General features: G+C 69.7%; 12 protein-coding genes. 6 read left to right on the forward strand and 6 right to left on the reverse strand.

Going from position 1 to position 17,819, the window contains the following annotated elements:
* The 4 genes from D7Y13_RS23245 to D7Y13_RS23260 form a co-directional block, all read left to right on the forward strand.
* Window positions 1-1,291 (forward strand): response regulator (locus tag D7Y13_RS23245; protein ID WP_120630776.1); only part of this gene is annotated, 1,291 nt, incomplete at its 5' end.
* Window positions 1,288-2,145 (forward strand): CheR family methyltransferase, encoded by an 858-nt coding sequence (locus D7Y13_RS23250; RefSeq protein WP_233595715.1) that lies wholly within the window; start codon window positions 1,288-1,290, stop codon window positions 2,143-2,145. The genes D7Y13_RS23245 and D7Y13_RS23250, both read left to right, overlap by 4 nt.
* A complete protein-coding gene (locus D7Y13_RS23255; RefSeq protein WP_120584533.1) occupies window positions 2,142-2,762 on the forward strand; it encodes a chemotaxis protein CheB in 621 nt (206 codons plus the stop codon). Before D7Y13_RS23250 ends, D7Y13_RS23255 begins: the two co-directional genes overlap by 4 nt.
* Before the next feature lie 28 nt (window positions 2,763-2,790).
* The gene (locus D7Y13_RS23260) at window positions 2,791-3,906 is read left to right on the forward strand and encodes a hybrid sensor histidine kinase/response regulator (protein ID WP_120534235.1); all 1,116 of its coding nucleotides are present in this window, start codon (window positions 2,791-2,793) and stop codon (window positions 3,904-3,906) included.
* On the opposite strand, the gene D7Y13_RS23265 is transcribed toward D7Y13_RS23260, so the two are convergent.
* Together D7Y13_RS23265 and D7Y13_RS23270 are read right to left on the reverse strand one after the other, a co-directional pair.
* Entirely contained in the window at window positions 3,896-4,828 is a 933-nt protein-coding gene (locus D7Y13_RS23265) for a metallophosphoesterase (RefSeq protein ID WP_120534230.1), read from the reverse strand. The two genes, D7Y13_RS23260 and D7Y13_RS23265, sit on opposite strands and share 11 nt — an antisense overlap.
* A 109-nt stretch (window positions 4,829-4,937) precedes the next feature.
* Window positions 4,938-7,886: a choice-of-anchor D domain-containing protein gene (locus D7Y13_RS23270; protein WP_120584532.1), complete on the reverse strand. Its 2,949-nt coding sequence runs from the start codon at window positions 7,884-7,886 to the stop codon at window positions 4,938-4,940.
* Between the two features lie 419 nt (window positions 7,887-8,305).
* Between D7Y13_RS23270 and uvrA the strand changes: the two genes are divergently transcribed.
* Window positions 8,306-11,179: an excinuclease ABC subunit UvrA gene (uvrA, locus tag D7Y13_RS23275; RefSeq protein ID WP_120584531.1), complete on the forward strand. Its 2,874-nt coding sequence runs from the start codon at window positions 8,306-8,308 to the stop codon at window positions 11,177-11,179.
* A gap of 40 nt (window positions 11,180-11,219) precedes the next feature.
* Entirely contained in the window at window positions 11,220-12,665 is a 1,446-nt protein-coding gene (locus tag D7Y13_RS23280; protein WP_120534227.1) for a POT family MFS transporter, read from the forward strand.
* Between the two features lie 93 nt (window positions 12,666-12,758).
* Here the strand turns inward: D7Y13_RS23280 and D7Y13_RS23285 are convergent, their stop codons facing one another.
* The 4 genes from D7Y13_RS23285 to D7Y13_RS23295 form a co-directional block, all read right to left on the reverse strand.
* Window positions 12,759-14,147, reverse strand: coding sequence for a peptide MFS transporter (locus D7Y13_RS23285; RefSeq protein ID WP_120534226.1), 1,389 nt, complete (start codon window positions 14,145-14,147; stop codon window positions 12,759-12,761).
* Between the two features lie 102 nt (window positions 14,148-14,249).
* Entirely contained in the window at window positions 14,250-16,862 is a 2,613-nt protein-coding gene (locus tag D7Y13_RS23290) for an ATP-binding protein (RefSeq protein WP_341870434.1), read from the reverse strand.
* Entirely contained in the window at window positions 16,863-17,177 is a 315-nt protein-coding gene (locus D7Y13_RS48935) for a hypothetical protein (protein ID WP_341870435.1), read from the reverse strand. It lies immediately after the preceding gene.
* The coding region (locus D7Y13_RS23295) for a methyltransferase domain-containing protein (RefSeq protein WP_120630777.1) at window positions 17,174-17,819 on the reverse strand (646 nt) is incomplete at its 5' end. The genes D7Y13_RS48935 and D7Y13_RS23295, both read right to left, overlap by 4 nt.

Below are 17,819 nucleotides of genomic sequence, written 5' to 3' on the forward strand. Positions count from 1 at the left end.
CCCCCACACGCTGCCCGTCGCCCCACCGGCACCGACGCCCGCCCCGCTGCCTCCGCCCGTGGCGGGCCTGGAGGATGACCGCGAGCGCGTCACCCCCGGCTCGCGCACCCTGCTGGTGGTGGAGGACGACGCGCTCTTCGCCGCCGTGCTGCGCGACCAGGCGCGGGAGCTGGGCTTCCTGTGCCTGCTGGCCCACACCGGCGCGGACGGCCTCAAGGCCGCCGAGGGCTACCAGCCCAGCGCCATCCTCCTGGACATCCACTTGCCGGACCACTCCGGCCTCACGGTGTTGGATCAGCTCAAGCGCAACCCGCGCACGCGCCACATCCCCGTGCACATGCTGTCCGCGCTGGACCAGACCCGCGAAGCGCTGGAGCTGGGCGCGGTGGGCTACGCGCTCAAGCCCGTGCAGCACGAACAGTTGCTGGACGTGTTCCGCAAGCTGGAGACGAAGTTCACGCCGGGCGTGCGCCGCGTGCTGGTGCTGGAGGACGACACCCGCCAGCGCGAGAGCATCCAGAAGCTGCTGGAGAACGAGGAGGTGCGGATTCAGGGCGTGGCCACCGCGCACGACGCGCTCCAGCAGCTCCGCGAGCACACCTTCGAGTGCATGGTGATGGACCTGCACCTGCCGGACCTGAGCGGCTTCGAATTGCTGGAGCAGATGGCCGCCCACGAGGACGTGTCCTTCCCGCCCGTCATCGTCTACACCGGCAAGTCGCTCAGCCGGGACGAGGAGCAGCGCCTGCGGCGCTTCTCGCGCTCCATCATCATCAAGGGCGTGCGCTCCCCGGAGCGCCTGTTGGACGAGGTGACGCTGTTCCTGCACCAGGTGGAGTCGCGCCTGCCGCCGGAGCGCCAGCGCATGCTGCAGACGGCGCGCGACCGCGAGTCCACGCTGGACGGCCGGCGCATCCTGGTGGTGGAGGACGACGTGCGGAACATCTTCGCCCTCTCCAGCGTGCTGGAGCCCCGGGGCGCGAAGGTGGAGATCGCCCGCAACGGCAAGGAGGCCCTGGCCCTGCTGACGAAGAGCCTGGCCCAGCCACGGCTCGCGGTGGACCTGGTGCTGATGGACGTCATGATGCCGGAGATGGACGGCCTCACCGCCACGCGGGAGATCCGCAAGCGCTCCGAGTGGCAGAAGCTGCCCATCATCGCCCTCACCGCGAAGGCCATGCGCGACGACCAGGAGAAGTGCCTCCAGGCGGGCGCCAATGACTACATCGCCAAGCCGCTCGACGTGGAGAAGCTCCTGTCGCTGCTGCGCGTGTGGATGCCCAAGGGATGAGGCCCCGCATGCTCGACGTGGCGTCGAAGGACTTCGACATCGAGCTGCGCCTGCTGCTCGACGCTGTCTACCTCAAGTACCACTACGACTTCCGGAGCTACGCGGTGTCGTCGCTCAAGCGCCGGCTGGCGCAGGCCGCGGAGCACTTCGACTGCGCCACCCTGTCCCAGCTTCAGGACCGGGTGCTGCACGAGCCCACCCTCTTCCCCTCACTGCTGGACTACCTCACGGTGCAGGTGAGCGAGCTGTTCCGGGACCCGTCCTACTTCCGCGCCCTGCGCGAACAAGTCGTGCCGGTGCTGCGCACCTACCCGTCCCTCAAGGTGTGGATCGCCGGCTGCAGCACCGGCGAGGAAGCCTGGTCGCTCGCCATCCTGCTGCGCGAGGAGGGCCTGTTGGAGCGCACGCTCATCTACGCCACGGACATCAACCCCACCGCGCTCCAGCGCGCGGAGGCGGGCCTGTACGCGGTGGACCGCATCGCGGCGTTCACCCAGAACCACCAGCTTTCGGGCGCGCGCACGTCGCTGTCGGACTACTACACGGCCGCGTACGGCAGCGCGGTGTTCGACCGTTCACTCAAGTCCCACATCGTCTTCTCGGACCACAGCCTGGCCACCGACAGCGTGTTCGCCGAGGTGCAGCTCCTGTCGTGCCGCAATGTGCTCATCTACTTCAGCCGCGAGCTGCAGGAGCGGGCGCTGGGCCTGTTCCGCGACTCGCTCTGTCACAAGGGATTCCTGGGCCTGGGGGCCCGCGAGTCCCTGCGCTTCTCCGCGCACGAGGCGGACTTCGCCCCGGTCGTCCCCGAGGACCGGCTGTACCAGAAACGCGAGAGGAGCCGCCGCCCATGACTGCCTCGCGAAACTCCCGAGTGCCGCCTCCCGGCCGCGTCGATGCCATCGTCGTCGGCGCGTCCGCGGGGGGCGTGGATGCGCTGTCCACCCTCCTGCCCATGCTGCCCCGGGACTTCCGGCCCGCGCTGCTCATCGTCCTGCACCTGCCCCGGGAGCGCCCCAGCCTGCTGGTGGAGGTGTTCTCCGCGCGGTGCGCCCTGCCGGTGCACGAGGCCACCGACAAGGAGCCCATCCAGCCGGGCACCGTCTACTTCGCGCCCCCGGACTACCACCTGCTCGTGGACGCGGGCGTGCCCGGCCCGACGCTGGCGCTGTCGCAGGACGCGCCGGTGCACTTCTCCCGCCCCGCCATCGACGTGCTCTTCGAATCCGCCGCGGCCGTCTACGGCGGGCGCCTGGGGGGCATCATCCTCTCGGGCGCGAACGCGGACGGGGCCAGGGGGCTGGCCTCGGTGCGCGAGGCGGGCGGCGCCACGCTGGTGCAGGCGCCGGCCACCGCGCTCGTGGCCACCATGCCCGCGGAGGCGCTCGCGCGGGGGCCGGTGGACTTCGTGCTGCCTCTTGAACAGATGCCCGCCGTCCTGAGGGCGTGGGGAGGTGCCGGTGCGGTCTGATGTCCTTCCCAGAAAGGAGTCCCAGGGCGTGTCCTCCCGGGTGAAGTGCCTGCTCGTCGATGACCTGGAGGAGAACCTCCTGGCGCTGTCCGCCATGCTGCGGCGTGACGACGTGGAGGTGTACTGCGCCCCGTCCGGCGCGCAGGCCCTGGAGCTGCTGCTCCAGCACGAGTTCGCGCTCGCGCTCCTGGACGTGCAGATGCCGGACATGGACGGCTTCGAGCTGGCGGAGCTGATGCGCGGCTCGGAGCGCACGCGCGACGTGCCCATCATCTTCGTCACCGCGGGCGCGGGCGACCCCCGCCGCATGTTCAAGGGCTACGACGCGGGCGCGGTGGACTTCCTCTACAAGCCGTTGGATCCGTACGTGCTGCGCAGCAAGGCGGGCGTCTTCTTCCAGATCCACCGGCAGAAGCAGCAGCTGGCCGAACAGCTGGACACGCTGGCGGAGACGCTGCGCCTCAACGAGATGTTCACCGCTGTCCTGGGCCACGACCTGCGCAACCCCCTCTCCGCCATCCTCACCGCGGCGGACCTGCTCCAGCGCCGCTCGGAGGACGAGACCGTGCAGAAGACGGCGGGCCGCATGCTCACCGCCGGCAAGCGCATGGGCCGGATGATTGAAGACGTGCTGGACCTGGCGCGCGCCAGGCTCGCGGGCGGCATCCCGCTGCGCCGGGGGGAGACGGACTTCGGCCAGCTGGTGCAGCGCATGGTGCAGGAGCACCAGACGGCGTGGCCCCAGCACACCATCGAGGTGCAGCAGGACGGCAACCTCGTGGGGGACTGGGACGCGGACCGGCTGGCGCAGGTGGCCTCCAACCTGATTGGCAACGCGCTCCAGCACGGCGGCACCGCGGAGCCCGTGCGCATCCGCGTGGACGGCACGAAGGACGACGCCCTGCGCTTCACCGTCACCAACGTGGGCGTCATCCCGGGCCGCCTGCTGCCCTTCCTCTTCGACCCGTTCCGGGGCGGCCAGCAGAACCGCGGCCGGGGCGAGGGCCTGGGCCTGGGGCTCTACATCGTCCAGCAGATCATCCAGGCCCATCAGGGCGGCGTGGAGGTGCTCTCCGGCACCGGCCCCTACACGGAGTTCCGCGTGGAGCTGCCGCGCCGGGGCGTGGAGGTCGTCAAGCTGTAGCGTTGTCGTCGTGGGACGCGCTGCCCGGCCCGTCGCCATCGCCGGACTCCACCAGCGGGGGCAGCGTGTGCAGCCCCCAGCGCTGCCCCACCTGCCACGCGACGGCGCCGCTCACGCCCCAGCCGGCGCGCTGGGCCTCGCGGCCCTCGAACTCCAGCCAGAAGACAGCGGTGTCGGGCTTCGCCGCCTGATCCAGGCACGCCACGCGCGACTGCGTGCGCCCCTGGGCCTCCATCGAGACGGCGAACGGCTTGTGCGAGTGGCCACAGAGCACCCAGCGCGGGTGCACCCCGTCCACCAGCTTGCGCGTCACAGGGTTGCCAATCCACGGCGAGGGCAGCGGCCGCTCCGGGGCCAGCCGCTCCTCGCGGGCCTTCTGCACGATGCCCCGGGGCCACTCGTGCACGAGCAGCAGGTCCACGTCCTTGAGCGCGGCCACCTGCTCCACCTCCGCGGTGCGGAAGTAGCCCGCCTGCTTCGCCGTATCCAGCGACGTGGGCCGCTTCAGTGGCTGGTCGATGAAGCGCGGCGCGTGGATGCCGGACAGGTACGCCACGCGCAGGCCGCGCAGCTCCCGCAGGCCCGCGCGGCCCAGGTAGTGGACGTTCGGGGCCAGCTCGCCGCCGTCGGGCAGGTCGTGCAGCGCCTCGAAGTCCTCGTTGTTGCCGCCAATGAAGTACAGCGGCCGCTTCATGCTGCGCAGGCCGTCCGCGTACCCGGCGAACTCCGCGGGCATGGCCCGCTTGGCGGCCTTGCGCTTGTGGTCGTCCGCCCGGCGGAAGGCCTCCACGTCCCCCACCGCCAGCACCAGGTCCACCGGGCGGCCGCGCGCCTCTTCCAGCGCGTCCAGCCAGGCCTCCACCCGGTGGAAGCGTCCATGGATGTCACCCAGCGCGGCGACGAGGAGGGAGTCCTGCGGCATGTCCCAACTCAAAGCCTCCCGTCCCGCGCTGTCGAGCCACCCGCCCCCACGTCTGCCCGGTGACGGACGAATGGCCGGTCTCCGAGCCGACGGGGAGCCGACGGGGGGCCTACGGGCAGCCCAGCGGATAGGTGATCTCCACCAGGGCCCCGGGCGCGGGGGCGCGCTGCCGGTCGAAGACGACCGCGTTGGTGCGCGCGTCATAGCCCCAGCCGCCCACCACGGGGGTGCCTTCCACCCGGACGGTGATGGCCCCGGCGTCGGAGGGCTTCTGCGACAGGGGGAAGTTGCGGTTGGCCCCGAAGGCGCTCTCCGACAGCTTCTCCAGCGACGCGGCCCAGTTGGGCGTGCAGATGCTGTCCACCACGCCCCCCAGCTTCTGCGCCAGCTCCATGTAGCGGTTGCCGGAGCTGCTGGCGGTGGTGCAGGTGGAGAGGTCCGCCGGGCCCACCACCGCGTTGAAGCTCACCTTCGCGGGGTCGTTGCCCTTGAGGGCCAGGAAGTACGTCTCATAGAAGGACACCGGCTGGGAGCTGAAGTCCTCCTCGTCCGACAGCGCGATGATGGCCAGCTTCGCGTCCTCGCGCAGGAAGCCCCCGTTGCCGTCCGACGGCTGCGGCGTGCGCGGATCATCCAGGTTGTAGAGCAGCGGATCCGACAGCGCTCTCCACGCCGCGTCCAGGCCCTGCTCGTTCCAATGGCACACGCCCACGTGGGTGTTGAAGGCGAAGACGCTGGCCGCGTTGGGCGTCTGGGGCGTGATGATGCGCGGGCTGGAGCCGTCCACCGGGTACAGGCGTCCGTTCTCACCGCCCAACGCGCCGCCGGGGCACTCGGACCAGCCGCCCGGAGAGGGGTCCAGGCCGGTGGTCGTCACGCCGATGCGGTAGTCCACCTGCGCGGCGGTGGCGGCGGAGAGGAAGGCGGAGAAGTTCTCCCCCAGGCTCTGCTGCTCCTCCATCATGGACCCCGAGTTGTCGATGACGAAGAGCACGTCCACCTTCGCCTCCGCCTCCTGGAAGAAGCGGTCGGTCTGCTCCGTCTTGGAGATGGCCCGCGCCAGCAGGCCCGCGTTGTAGACGGAGCCATCCGCCAGCGTGAAGCGCACCGTCGCCGCGTCGTCCCCCTCTTCCGCGGGCGTGTACTTCGCGGTGAGCTTCACCCGGGCCCCCGGCGGAAGTGTGGCCGGCAGCGGCCCCGTCACCGCGAACTCCTGGCCCGGCTGCTCCAGCTTCAGGCCGGACACCTTCACCGCCGCCGGACAGTCGTTGTAGGCCATGAACTCGCGGGTGCGCGCGCCGCACGACAGCCGGCTGATGCCGAAGTCCACCGTGGTGGGCTGCACGGAGAAGCACCCGCGCACGCCCTGACCGGACAGGGACACCATCGGATGGCCCAGGGTCGGATGGCTCACCCACCCTTCGGCGAGCCCGTGGAAGGCCCCCTCCTCATCCGGCTGGAAGCGCACGACGAGCGTCGCCTTCTTGCCGGGCGCCAGCACCGCGTTGCCCACCGGCTCCGCCTGGAAGGCCCCGTCGGAGCCCGACGCGAGCTGAAGGGCGGACAGGTAGCAGGACTCCGTGCCGGTGTTGCGCAACGTCACGCCCAGCGCCACGCGCGAGCCCACCGGCACCTGGCCGAAGTCCAGCGTCGCGGGCAATGCATACACACACGGCGGGAAGTCCCTGCCCTCACCCGCGAGCAGCACGCCCTCCGTCGCGAGGGCGCCGTTGTACGACGTGGTGACGGTGAGCTGCCCGTCGCTCTGGCCGGTGATGCCCACGCGGGGGCTGAAGGTCAGCCCCACCTTGACGGTGCCTCCAGGGGCCACGGGCAGGCTGGCCGGCGGCTGCGCCAGCGTGAAGTAGCCGCCCGTCTTCGTGGTGAGCGCAAGCCCGGTGACGGCCGCCTCGTCGCGGCAGTGGTTGTGCACCGTGACCTCACGCGTGGCCGTCATGCCGAAGGCCACCTGACCGAAGTTCAGCCGCGCGGGCGTCACCTCCACGCACGACGCGCCGCCCTCGCCCGCGAGCGACACCTTGGGCCCCGGCGACGTGGTGTCCGTCTTGCGCACGGCCACCTCCACGCGGCCGTCCTTCACCTTGCCGGAGGCCACCGGCGTGAAGGCCACGCGCACCTCCACCACCGCGCCCGGCGGCAGCAGGTCATTGGACAGCACCGGCGCGCTCACGACCCTGAACACGCCGGACGGGTCCTCCAGGAGCGCCGCGCCCTTGTAGCTGAGCGGTTCGCTCCCCTGGTTGCGCACGGTGATGCGCGCCTCCGCGGTGGCGCCCACGGCCACCCGGCCGAAGTCCACGCGCAGCGGCGTCACCTCCAGCATGCTGGCGACGCCCGTGCCAGTGAGCGTCACCACCGCGGGCTCGCAGCCCTCGCACACCGTGATGTGCAGGGCCGCCTCGGACGCGCCCAGCCGCACCGGGCTGAAGGCCACCGGCACCTTGCGCGTCTCATGCGGGGCGAGCACCGACGGCAGCCCCGCCCCCGCGGAGAACTGATCCGCGTCCGTTCCCTGCACCGACAGCACCAGCGGGCTCTCCACGTCGGAGGGATTGCGCACCGTCACCTCGCGCATCTCCACCAGCCCCAGGTTCACGTTGCCGAAGTCGAGCGCCGTCTCCGTCACCTCCACCAGCGCCTTCACGCCGCGCCCGGTGACGGGCACCTGGGCCACCGCCTCCCCGGACGCGTCGGTGAGGACCTCCAGTTGTCCCTGGATGTCGCCCTCCACGTCGGGCGTGAAGCGCACTTCGATCTCCTGCTCCGCGCCCGCGGACAGCGTGAAGGGTTCGAAGGAGGGAACGCTGACGTTGGGCAGCGTGGAGCGCGCCCCCTCCACCCGGTAGGACGCGCGGCCCTGGTTCGCCAGCCGCAGCTTCATCGCCTTGGTGCGGCCCAGCGCGGACGCTCCGAACTCCAGCAGCTCCGGCCGCGCGGCGAACCCCGTGCGTGCCTGGTGCGAGGCCGGCCGCTCACAGGCCGTCCACACCAACGTTGCCAAGGCCACCATCACCGTCGCCCATCGAGATCCACCCATACAGAGTCCCGTCCTTCCCACACCTGGCACCGGTGTCCCCCCGAACTGCCCTGCACGTGGATCCGGTTGGCTTGGAAAGATGCAACGCGGGTGCCTGCCTTCCGCACGGGTCCAAGTCGCACCGCCGACAGGGCAAACCAGCGCCATGACAAGGGCAGACAGTCAGAGCAGCAAAACTTGGAATTCGACGTTTCGTGGAAGCGGTAGCAAAAGCTTCCAAAACGGTGGATGCCTCACCGACCTCTCACCCCGAGGGGCAGTCGGCCTTTTCGCGGGGCGGGTGATGGCTGGGAGACGGCCGCGCGGTGGCCAGGCGGCCCGGGGGATGCGGGAGGCGGCGCCAGGTGTTCACGCAGAATCCCTCCGGTAGGGCGGCTTTGCGTTCACCGGAACACCCTTTCAGTGATAAAGCGCGCCCCATGTCCGAGCCCGACGTCATCTCCATCCGCGGTGCCAGGGAGCACAACCTCAAGACCGTCTCCCTGGACATCCCGAAGAAGAAGCTCGTGGTGTTCACCGGCGTGTCGGGCTCCGGCAAGAGCTCGCTCGCGTTCGACACGCTCTACGCGGAGGGCCAGCGCCGCTACGTGGAGAGCCTGTCCTCCTACGCGCGTCAGTTCCTGGGGCAGATGGAGAAGCCCCGCTACGACACGCTGCGCGGCCTGTCGCCCACCATCTCCATCGAGCAGAAGGCGGCCAGCAACAACCCGCGCTCAACGGTGGGCACCGTCACGGAGGTGCACGACTACCTGCGCGTGCTCTACGCCTCCATCGGCGTGCAGCACTGCCCCCAATGCGGGCGCAAGGTGGGCAAGCAGAGCGCGCAGCAGATCGTGGATGAGATCATGAAGCTGCCCGCGGGCACCAAGCTCCAGGTGCTGGCGCCCATCGTCACCAACCGCAAGGGCGAACACAAAGACCTGCTCACGGAGGCGCAGAAGCGCGGCTTCTCCCGCGCGCGCGTGGACGGGAAGCTGCGGGAGCTGGAGGAGCGCATCGAATTGGACAAGAAGTCCAAGCACGACATCGCGCTCGTCATCGACCGGCTGGTGTTGAAGCCGGACCTGCGCACGCGCCTCACCGACTCCGTGGAGACGGCGCTGCGCGAGGGCAAGGGCACGCTCATCATCACCGACGAGAAGGGCACGCCCGCGTCCGACCGCGTGATGAGCGAGCTGAACGCGTGCCCCGCGTGCGGCCTGTCCTTTGGCGACCTCACGCCCGCGTCGTTCTCCTTCAACAACCCGCTGGGCATGTGCACGGACTGCAACGGCCTGGGCACCCGGCCGGAGATGGACGCGGACCTGCTGGTGCCGGATCAGACGCGCAGCATCCGCGACGGCGCCATCGAGCCGTGGGCCAGCGGCATGAACCGGGGCGAGGGCTGGACGGCGGACTTCGTGGAGAGCCTGGCGGCGGCGTTCAAGATCGACCTGGACGTGCCGTACGCGAAGCTGACGAAGCGGGAAAAGGACACCCTGATGAACGGCGTCAAGGGCAAGTCCTTCACCGTGGAGTGGGGCGACAACGGCCAGTACCAGATGGAGTGGGAAGGCCTGCTCGCGCGCACGATGCGCAACTTCAAGACGACGACGTCGGAGGCGCGCAAGGCGGAGTTGCAGAAGTACTTCAGCGACAAGCCCTGCCCGTCCTGCAAGGGCGAACGTCTGCGCCCGGAGAGCCGCGCGGTGAAGGTGCACGAGCGCACGCTGGTGGACCTGAGCCAGCTGACCATCACCGACACGCGCTCGTTCCTGACGAAGCTGGACCTGTCCAAGCAGGAGGAGAAGATCGCCCAGGAGCTGCTCAAGGAGATCCGCAGCCGCCTGTCGTTCCTGGTGGACGTGGGCCTGGGCTACCTCACGTTGGACCGCACCGCGTCCACGCTGTCCGGCGGTGAGAGCCAGCGCATCCGGCTGGCGTCGCAGATGGGCAGCGAGCTGACGGGCGTCATCTACATCCTGGACGAGCCCTCCATCGGCCTGCACCAGCGCGACAACGGCAAGCTGCTGGCCACGCTCAAGCGGCTGCGCGACCTGGGCAACTCCGTCATCGTCGTGGAGCACGACGAGGAGACGATGGAGGAGTCCGACTACCTGGTGGACTTCGGGCCGGGCGCGGGCGAATTGGGCGGACAGGTGGTGTCGCAGGGCACGCCCAAGCAGGTGATGGCGGATGAGAACAGCCTCACCGGCGCGTACCTGTCCGGGCGCAAGGAGATTGAGATTCCGGAGTCGCGCCGGCCGCCCAATCCCAAGCATCAGATCTCCATCGTGGGAGCGACGGAGAACAACCTGAAGAACGTGGACGCGGACATCCCGCTGGGCATCTTCACCGCGGTGACGGGCGTGTCCGGCGCGGGCAAGTCCACGCTCATCAACGAAATCCTGTACCCGGCGCTGGCTCGGGCCCTCTATGAGAGCCGCGAGCGGATGGGCAAGCACAAGTCCATCAAGGGCCTGGAGCACCTGGACAAGGTCATCGACATCGACCAGCGGCCCATTGGCCGCACGCCGCGCAGCAACCCGGCCACGTACACCAAGGTGTTCGACGCCATCCGCGAGGTGTTCGCGATGACGCCGGAGGCGCGCACGTTCGGCTACGGCCCGGGCCGCTTCAGCTTCAACATCAAGGGCGGCCGCTGCGAGGCGTGCGAGGGCGACGGCGTGAAGCTGGTGGAGATGCACTTCCTGGCGGACGTGTACGTGCCGTGCGAGGTGTGCGCCGGCAAGCGCTTCAACGAAGCGACGCTGCGCGTGCGCTACAAGGGCAAGAACATCGCGGAGACGCTGGACATGAGCGTGCGCGAGGGTGTGGAGCACTTCGGCGCGCACAAGGACATCCTGCGCGTGCTCCAGACGCTCACCGACGTGGGCCTGGGCTACCTGCGGTTGGGCCAGCCCTCCCCCACCCTGTCCGGCGGCGAGGCGCAGCGCATCAAGCTGGCGCGCGAGCTGGCGCGCGTGGCGACCGGCCGCACGCTCTACATCCTGGACGAGCCCACCACGGGCCTGCACTTCGAGGACATCCGCAAGCTCTTGTCCGTGCTCAACCGGCTGGTGGAGGCGGGCAACTCGGTGCTCGTCATCGAGCACAACCTGGATGTCATCAAGAGCGCGGACTGGCTCATCGACCTGGGGCCGGAGGGTGGCGCGGGCGGAGGGCAGATCCTCGCGGTGGGCACGCCGGAGGAGGTCGCCCGGGTGGAGGCCAGCCACACCGGCCGCTACCTGAAGCACGTGCTGGGCAAGGCGCGCCGGGCCCGGGTGGGCAAGCGCGTGGACGCGGCGTGATGCTGCCCTGGGGCGTCCCCCTCTAGTAGGGTGGCGCCCCATGGCCGAAACCACGACCGCCCCGTCCAACCGCTTCCCGCCGCAGATCCCGTACATCATCGGGAACGAGGCCTGCGAGCGCTTCAGCTTCTACGGGATGCGGAACATCCTGACGGTGTTCTTCATCGACTACCTGCTGCGCACGCACGTGCCGGAGGCGGGGGCGCGGGAGGCGCAGGCGAAGGGCCTGTTCCACCTGTTCATGGCGGGGGTGTTCTTCTTCCCGCTCATCGGTGGGTACCTGGCGGATCGCTTCTTCGGGAAGTTCCAGACCATCTTCGCGCTGAGCCTGGTGTACTGCGCGGGGCACGCGTGCCTGGCGCTCTTCGAGGACAACGCCACGGGCTTCTACACGGGCCTGACGCTCATCGCGGTGGGCAGCGGCGGCATCAAGCCGTGCGTCTCCGCGATGGTGGGCGACCAGTTCACGCAGAGCAACAGCCACCTGGTGAAGAAGGTCTTCGCCATCTTCTACTGGACCATCAACTTCGGTTCGTTCTTCGCGTCGCTGTTCGTGCCGCTGTTGATGACGAAGTTCGGGCCGGCGGTGGCGTTCGGCGTGCCGGGCATCCTGATGTTCCTGGCGACGGTCATCTTCTGGGCCGGCCGCAAGCACTACATCCTGGTGCCGCCCACGGGCCCCAACCCGCACTCGTTCCTCAAGGTGGTGTTCAGCGCGTTCAAGGCGGACGCCCCCAAGGGGCAGCACTGGTTGGACCGGGCGAAGGCGGCGCACCCGGCGGAGGCGGTGGACGGCGTGAAGGCGGTGTTCCGGGTGGCCGGGCTGATGCTGCCCTTCATCCCCTTCTTCTGGATGCTGTTCGACCAGAAGGCGTCCACCTGGGTGGTGCAGGCGCGCTCGATGGATCCGCACGTGGGCGGCGTCGTGTTCCAGCCCAGCCAGATGCAGTTCATCAACCCGCTGCTGGTGATGATTCTCATCCCGTTCCTCACGGTCGTCGTGTACCCGGCCTTCCAGCGCCTGGGCTGGGAATTGACGCCGCTGCGGCGCATGCCCATGGGGCTGGTGTTCGGCGCGGTGTCGTTCGTCATCGCCGGCTTCTTCCAGGTGGTGATGAATGGTGGGACGACGCTGAACATCGCGTGGCAGCTCCTGCCGTACATCGTGCTGACGGTGGGAGAGATTCTGGTGTCCACCACGGGCCTGGAGTTCGCGTACACGCAGGCCCCCCGGGAGATGAAGGGCACCGTGCAGAGCGTGTGGCTGGTGACGAACACGCTCGCGAACGTGGCGGTGGCCATCGCCGCGGCGCTCAACGTCTTCACCGGCGCGGGGCAGTTCTTCTTCTACGCGGGCATGGCGCTGGTGGCCGCGGTGGGCATGGCGCTGGTGGCGCGCCGCTTCGTCGTGCACGACTACTTCCAGACGGACGCCAAGGCCCCGCTGGATGGCCGCACGCCCGCGGTGGAGGCGAAGCCGGCGTAGGATGCTGCGCTCCTGAAACGAAGAACGCCGGAGCGCTGTGACAGCGCTCCGGCGTCGGTCTTCAAGCACTCCAGGCCCGGGGCCCGGAAGGCCTCAGGTGGCCGCGTGCGCCGCGCCGCCCTGCTGCGTGGCGGCCGGCACGGGCGTCACTTCATCCGTGCCGTGCATCATCCGCTTCAGCACCGGGGCGAGGACCAGCAGGATGACGCCCGACAGGCCCGCGCCGACGACGATGGTGAGGAACACGCTGAACTCACCCATCTTCTCCGAGTAGCCGCCCAGCACACCGGACAGCTTGTTCGCCACGGCGTTGGCCAGGAACCACACGCCCATCATCGCGGAGACGACGCGCGTGGGCGCCACCTTGCTCACCATGGAGAGGCCCACCGGCGACAGGCACAGCTCGCCCATGGTGTGGAACAGGTACGCCATGATGACCCACCACGCCGCCGCCTTGCCGTCCGCCGCGCTCTCCTTGGAGGCGCCCAGCATGAAGGCGAAGCCCACCGCCAGGAAGATGAGGCCCATGCTCATCTTCACGGGGATGCTCAGGTCCTTGCCGCGCGCCGCCAGCCCGCTCCACAGCATCGCGAACACCGGCGCCAGCGCGACGATGAAGACGGAGTTGAAGTTCTGGAACCACGTCGTGGGCACCTCCCAGCCGAACATGGACCGGTCCACCTTCTGGTCCGTGTAGAGGTTCATCAGGCCGCCGGCCTGCTCGAAGCCCGTCCAGAAGGCCACCACGAACAGCGCGATGATGAAGATGACGATGATGCGATCCCACTCCTCGCGGGAGAAGGCGTGCTTCTTGCCATCCGTCGTCGTCGTCACCGAGGGAGGAGGCCGGGGCGCGGGCGCGAGCCCCACATTGCCCAGGAACCGGTTCTGGAGGGCCAGGAAGATGATGACGCCCAGGGTCATGCCCACGCCGGCGGAGCCGAAGCCCCAGTGCCAGCCCACGCGCTCACCCAGCGTGCCGCAGATGAAGTTGCCCAGCACCGCGCCCAGGTTGATGCCCATGTAGAAGATGGTGAAGGCACCGTCGCGCCGGCCGTCGCCCGCCGGGTACAGCCCGCCCACCATGGTGGAGATGTTCGGCTTGAAGAAGCCGTTGCCCACGATGAGGAAGCCCAGGCCCGTGTAGAAGATGCCTGTCCCTGGGAGCGCCAGCAGCAGGTGCCCGATGATCATCAGCACACCGCCCAGCAACACCGCCTTGCGCTGGCCGATGAAGCGGTCCGCGATGTAGCCGCCCACGATGGGCGTCAGGTACACGAGGCCCGTGTACGTGCCGTAGAGGCTCAGCGCATCCGCCGTGGACCAGCCGAAGCCGCCCCGCACCTTGTCGGTGAGGAAGAGCACCAACAGGCCGCGCATGCCGTAATACGACATGCGCTCCCACATCTCGGTGGCGAACAACAGGTAGAGGCCCGGGGGATGCCCCTTGCGGGCCTCGCCCGCGGCGACGGTGCTTTGCATGCCGTGAGTTCCTCGTACTGACTTGGGAGGGGGTGAAATGAAAGACGCGCGACTCTACCAGAGTCACGCGGGAGTCACGCTTTCAGGGAACAACCCCTCCGGTCAGCCGAGCCGACGCGTCCACCGCCCCCGACCCGCACCGCCCGTCGCGGTGGACGAGAGGGGTTCCGACATCAGCGGGCGCATGGGCAGCCGCACTTCCACCCGCGTGCCCTGCCCCACCTGGCTCGTGATGTGGATGCGGCCGCCGTGCTGCAACACGATGCGTCGGCTCAGGGCCAGCCCCAGGCCCGTGCCCTCTCCGGCGGCGCGGGTGGAGAAGAAGGGCTGGAACAGGCGCTCCAGGTCCTCCGGGCGGATGCCCACGCCGCTGTCCACGATGGTCACCACCGCGTCGTCGTTCTCCTGCGTCGTCTCCACCAGCACGCGGCCCGTCTCCCCCACCGCGCGCAGGGCGTTGTCCAGCAGGTTGAGCCACACCTGGTTGAGGGTGCCCGGGTCGCCCCAGATGGGGTCCGAGCAGTGGTACGCGCGCTCCACCACGACGCCCGCGGGGATGCGCCAGCCCAGCACGCTGAGCGTGGAGTCGAGCGCCTGATCCAACCGCACCGCCACGGGCTTGTCCGCCGTGCGCACGAAGGACAGCAGCGACTCCGCCAGGTGGCGGATCCGCTGACCGCACTCCTCCATCACCTCCAGCATCGCGGGGCCCAGGTCCGGGTCGCCGCTGGTGTCCCTGCCCAGGAGCACGTCCTTGAGCGGCATCAGCGCGTTCATCAGCCCGTTGAGCGGGTTGCGGACCTCGTGCGCGAAGCCGGACGTGAGCAGGCCGATGGCCGCCAGCCGCTCGTTCTCCGCCGCGCGCACCGCCGCCTCGCGCAGGCGCAACTGCGTCTCCACGCGCGCCAGCAGCTCCCTGGGGCTGAAGGGCTTGCCCAGGTAGTCGTTGGCGCCCGCGCCCAGGGCCTCCACCTTGGCGGAGACCTCCTGGCGCGCGGTGAGCAGGATGACGGGCAGGTCCACCGTCTGCGCGTGGGCGCGCAGCTGCACCAGCAGATTCAGGCCGGAGAGCACCGGCATCATCACGTCCGACACCACCAGGTCCGGACGGTCCTCCATGGCGCGGCGCACGCCCTCCTCGCCGTTGGCGGCCTCCAGCACCCGGTAGCTGGGCGCGAGGATGTCCGCGATGAAGGCGCGGATCTCCGCGTCGTCCTCCACCACCAGGATGCGGGGCGCCTTCGCGTCCGCGCGCGTGTGGTCCTGCGGCTCCGTGGGGCGCTGCGCCCCGGCGACGGTCGCGGCCAGCACGGTGGCGAAGCGCCCGGAGCTGCGCCGCTCGCGGCGGTTGGATGGCTCCAGCACCCGGCGCTCGCGCGTCTCCTCGCGCACGACGGTGTTGGACTTGGGCAGGCGCACGCGGAAGCTGGAGCCCTGCCCCGGCGTGCTCGACACCTCGATGCCACCCGAGTGCAGCTCCAGCGTCTCCTTCACCAGCGCCAGGCCGATGCCGCTGCCCCCGAAGCGCCGCGTGCCGGACGTGTCCGCCTGGGCGAAGCGGTCGAAGATGACGGCCAGGTCCGCGGCGGCCATGCCCACCCCCGTGTCCACCACCTCCACGTGCACGTCGGTGGCGTCCTCGCGCAGGCGCACCGCGATGCTGCCCCCGGCCGGGGTGAACTTGAGCGCGTTGGAGACGAGGTTGTGGAACACACCTTCGATGCGCTCCACGTCCATGGCCACCGGCGTCAGCGGCCCGCCCTCCAGCGTGAGCGTCAGCCCCTGCTTCTCCGCCACGGTGCGGAAGGGCAACAACTGCGACGTGAGGAAGGCGTGCAGTTCCACCGTCTGGTAGCGCAGGCGCACCTTGCCCGCCTCCAGCTGCGCCAGGTTGAGCAGGTTGTCGATGAGCCTGAGCAGCCGCTGCGTGCTGCGGTCCAGCGTCGTCAGGTGCTGACGCACCACCGAGGGCAGCGACTCCGGCTCCTTCTGGAGCGCGTCCAGCGACAGCAGGATGAGCGTGAGCGGCGTCCTGAGCTCGTGGCTCACGTTGTCGAAGAACTCCGTCTTCAGCCGGTCCTGCTCGCGCTGTTTGATCAGCGCCGCCTCCAGCTTCTCGTTGGCCTCCGACAATTCGCGCGTGCGCGCCGCGACGCGGTCCTCCAGCGCCACGTTGCTGCCGAACACCTCGTCGTAGCGCTGCTGCAATTCGCGCAGCGAGCCCAGGTTCGCCTGCGCCTGGGCGGAGAGCAGCTCGTCCTTGCGCTGCAGCTCCCGGCGCCGGTCCAACCAGCCGCCCAGCGCGAAGCCGCCCACGCCCAGCGACGTCACGGAGAAGAGCGCGTCCCCCCAGCCCAGGTGCGTGGCCAGCAGCCCGCTCACCATGCCCAGCAGCAGGCCCAGGTAGTGGCCCCACATCGTGGGAGGGTCGGTCCACGTCAGGTGGTAGCGGCACGCCTCGCCGCCCAGCACCTGACACTCCGTCTCCCGCACGTCCGCGGGCGTCAGGCCCCAGATGGTGGGGAAGGACGCGAACTGGCCCATGCGCAGCTCGCAGATGTTGCGGTTCTGCTCCGGGATGCTGCTGCGGTACGACAGCTTGAGCCGCTTGTGCTCCAGCAGGTCCACCGTGAACCCGCCCACCCGGTTGTAGCTGGGGGAGAAGTCGATGGTCTGCTTGTAGCAGGCGCGAGGCGAGCCGAACGCGCGCAGCATTTAGAAGACGAAGCCCAGCGCCTGGGGGGACGCGGTGAACAGGCCCGCCTCGCGCATGAACTTCGAGTCGCCGGAGGCCTCGCGCAGCGCCGCCGCCACGCGCTCCAGGAAGCGCAGCGAGACGTAGTTCGTCGGCGTGCGCATGTAGTCCAGCCCCAGGCTGAAGCCGTGGTCGCGCCACAGCTTCGCCAGGCGCTCGGCGCCGTAGCGGTGCTCGAAGTAGAGCAGGAGCGTGGACGTCGCGCGGACGCTCACCTCCGGGGCGTTGTCCGGCGACACGTCCTGCACCTTCACCGCCGGCAGCCGACCACTCACGTCTTGGTTCCTTCGGTCACCAGCGTGACCGCATATTTGAGGCCCTCCGGATCCGCCAGCATCGAGAGGAAGCCCTCACAGTGCGCCCGGTAGGCCTCGGGGCTCCCGAAGGCGGGGACCGCCACGGGGGCCAGGGCCTCGAAGCGCGTCTCCCAGTCCCGCAGGAGCCGGGTCTCCGCCGCGCCCGGGGCCATGTAGAAGGGCACCAGGTGCACGCGCACGTCCTTGAGGCCCGCGCGGCGGAAGTCGGAGAACATCTTGCGGCCCACGTACAGGTCGAACCCGCGCGCCTCCAGCGCCTCCACGATGCGCTGCGTGCCCTGACGCAGGTGCTCCGGGAAGGGCCAGTTCTGGAAGCCCAGTCCATCGATGTCGGACACCACCACCCGTCCCCCTGGCCGCGTCACGCGGATGAGCTCCGCGAGCGCCACCTGCCGGTCGGGAAGGTACTCGAAGACGTACTGGCTCCACACGTAGTCGAAGGCGTTCTCTGGCAGGCCCGTGGCGCGCACGTCCGCCTGGAGGAAGGTCAGCTGGGGGCGGTGCCGGTTGCGCGCCTGGGCCTCGGCGATGCGGCCCTCGTGCACGTCACCGGGGTGGACGTGCACGAGGGCCTGTCTCTTACACATCTCCGAGCCCACG

Source organism: Corallococcus praedator (assembly GCF_003612125.1).
Lineage (GTDB): Bacteria > Myxococcota > Myxococcia > Myxococcales > Myxococcaceae > Corallococcus > Corallococcus praedator.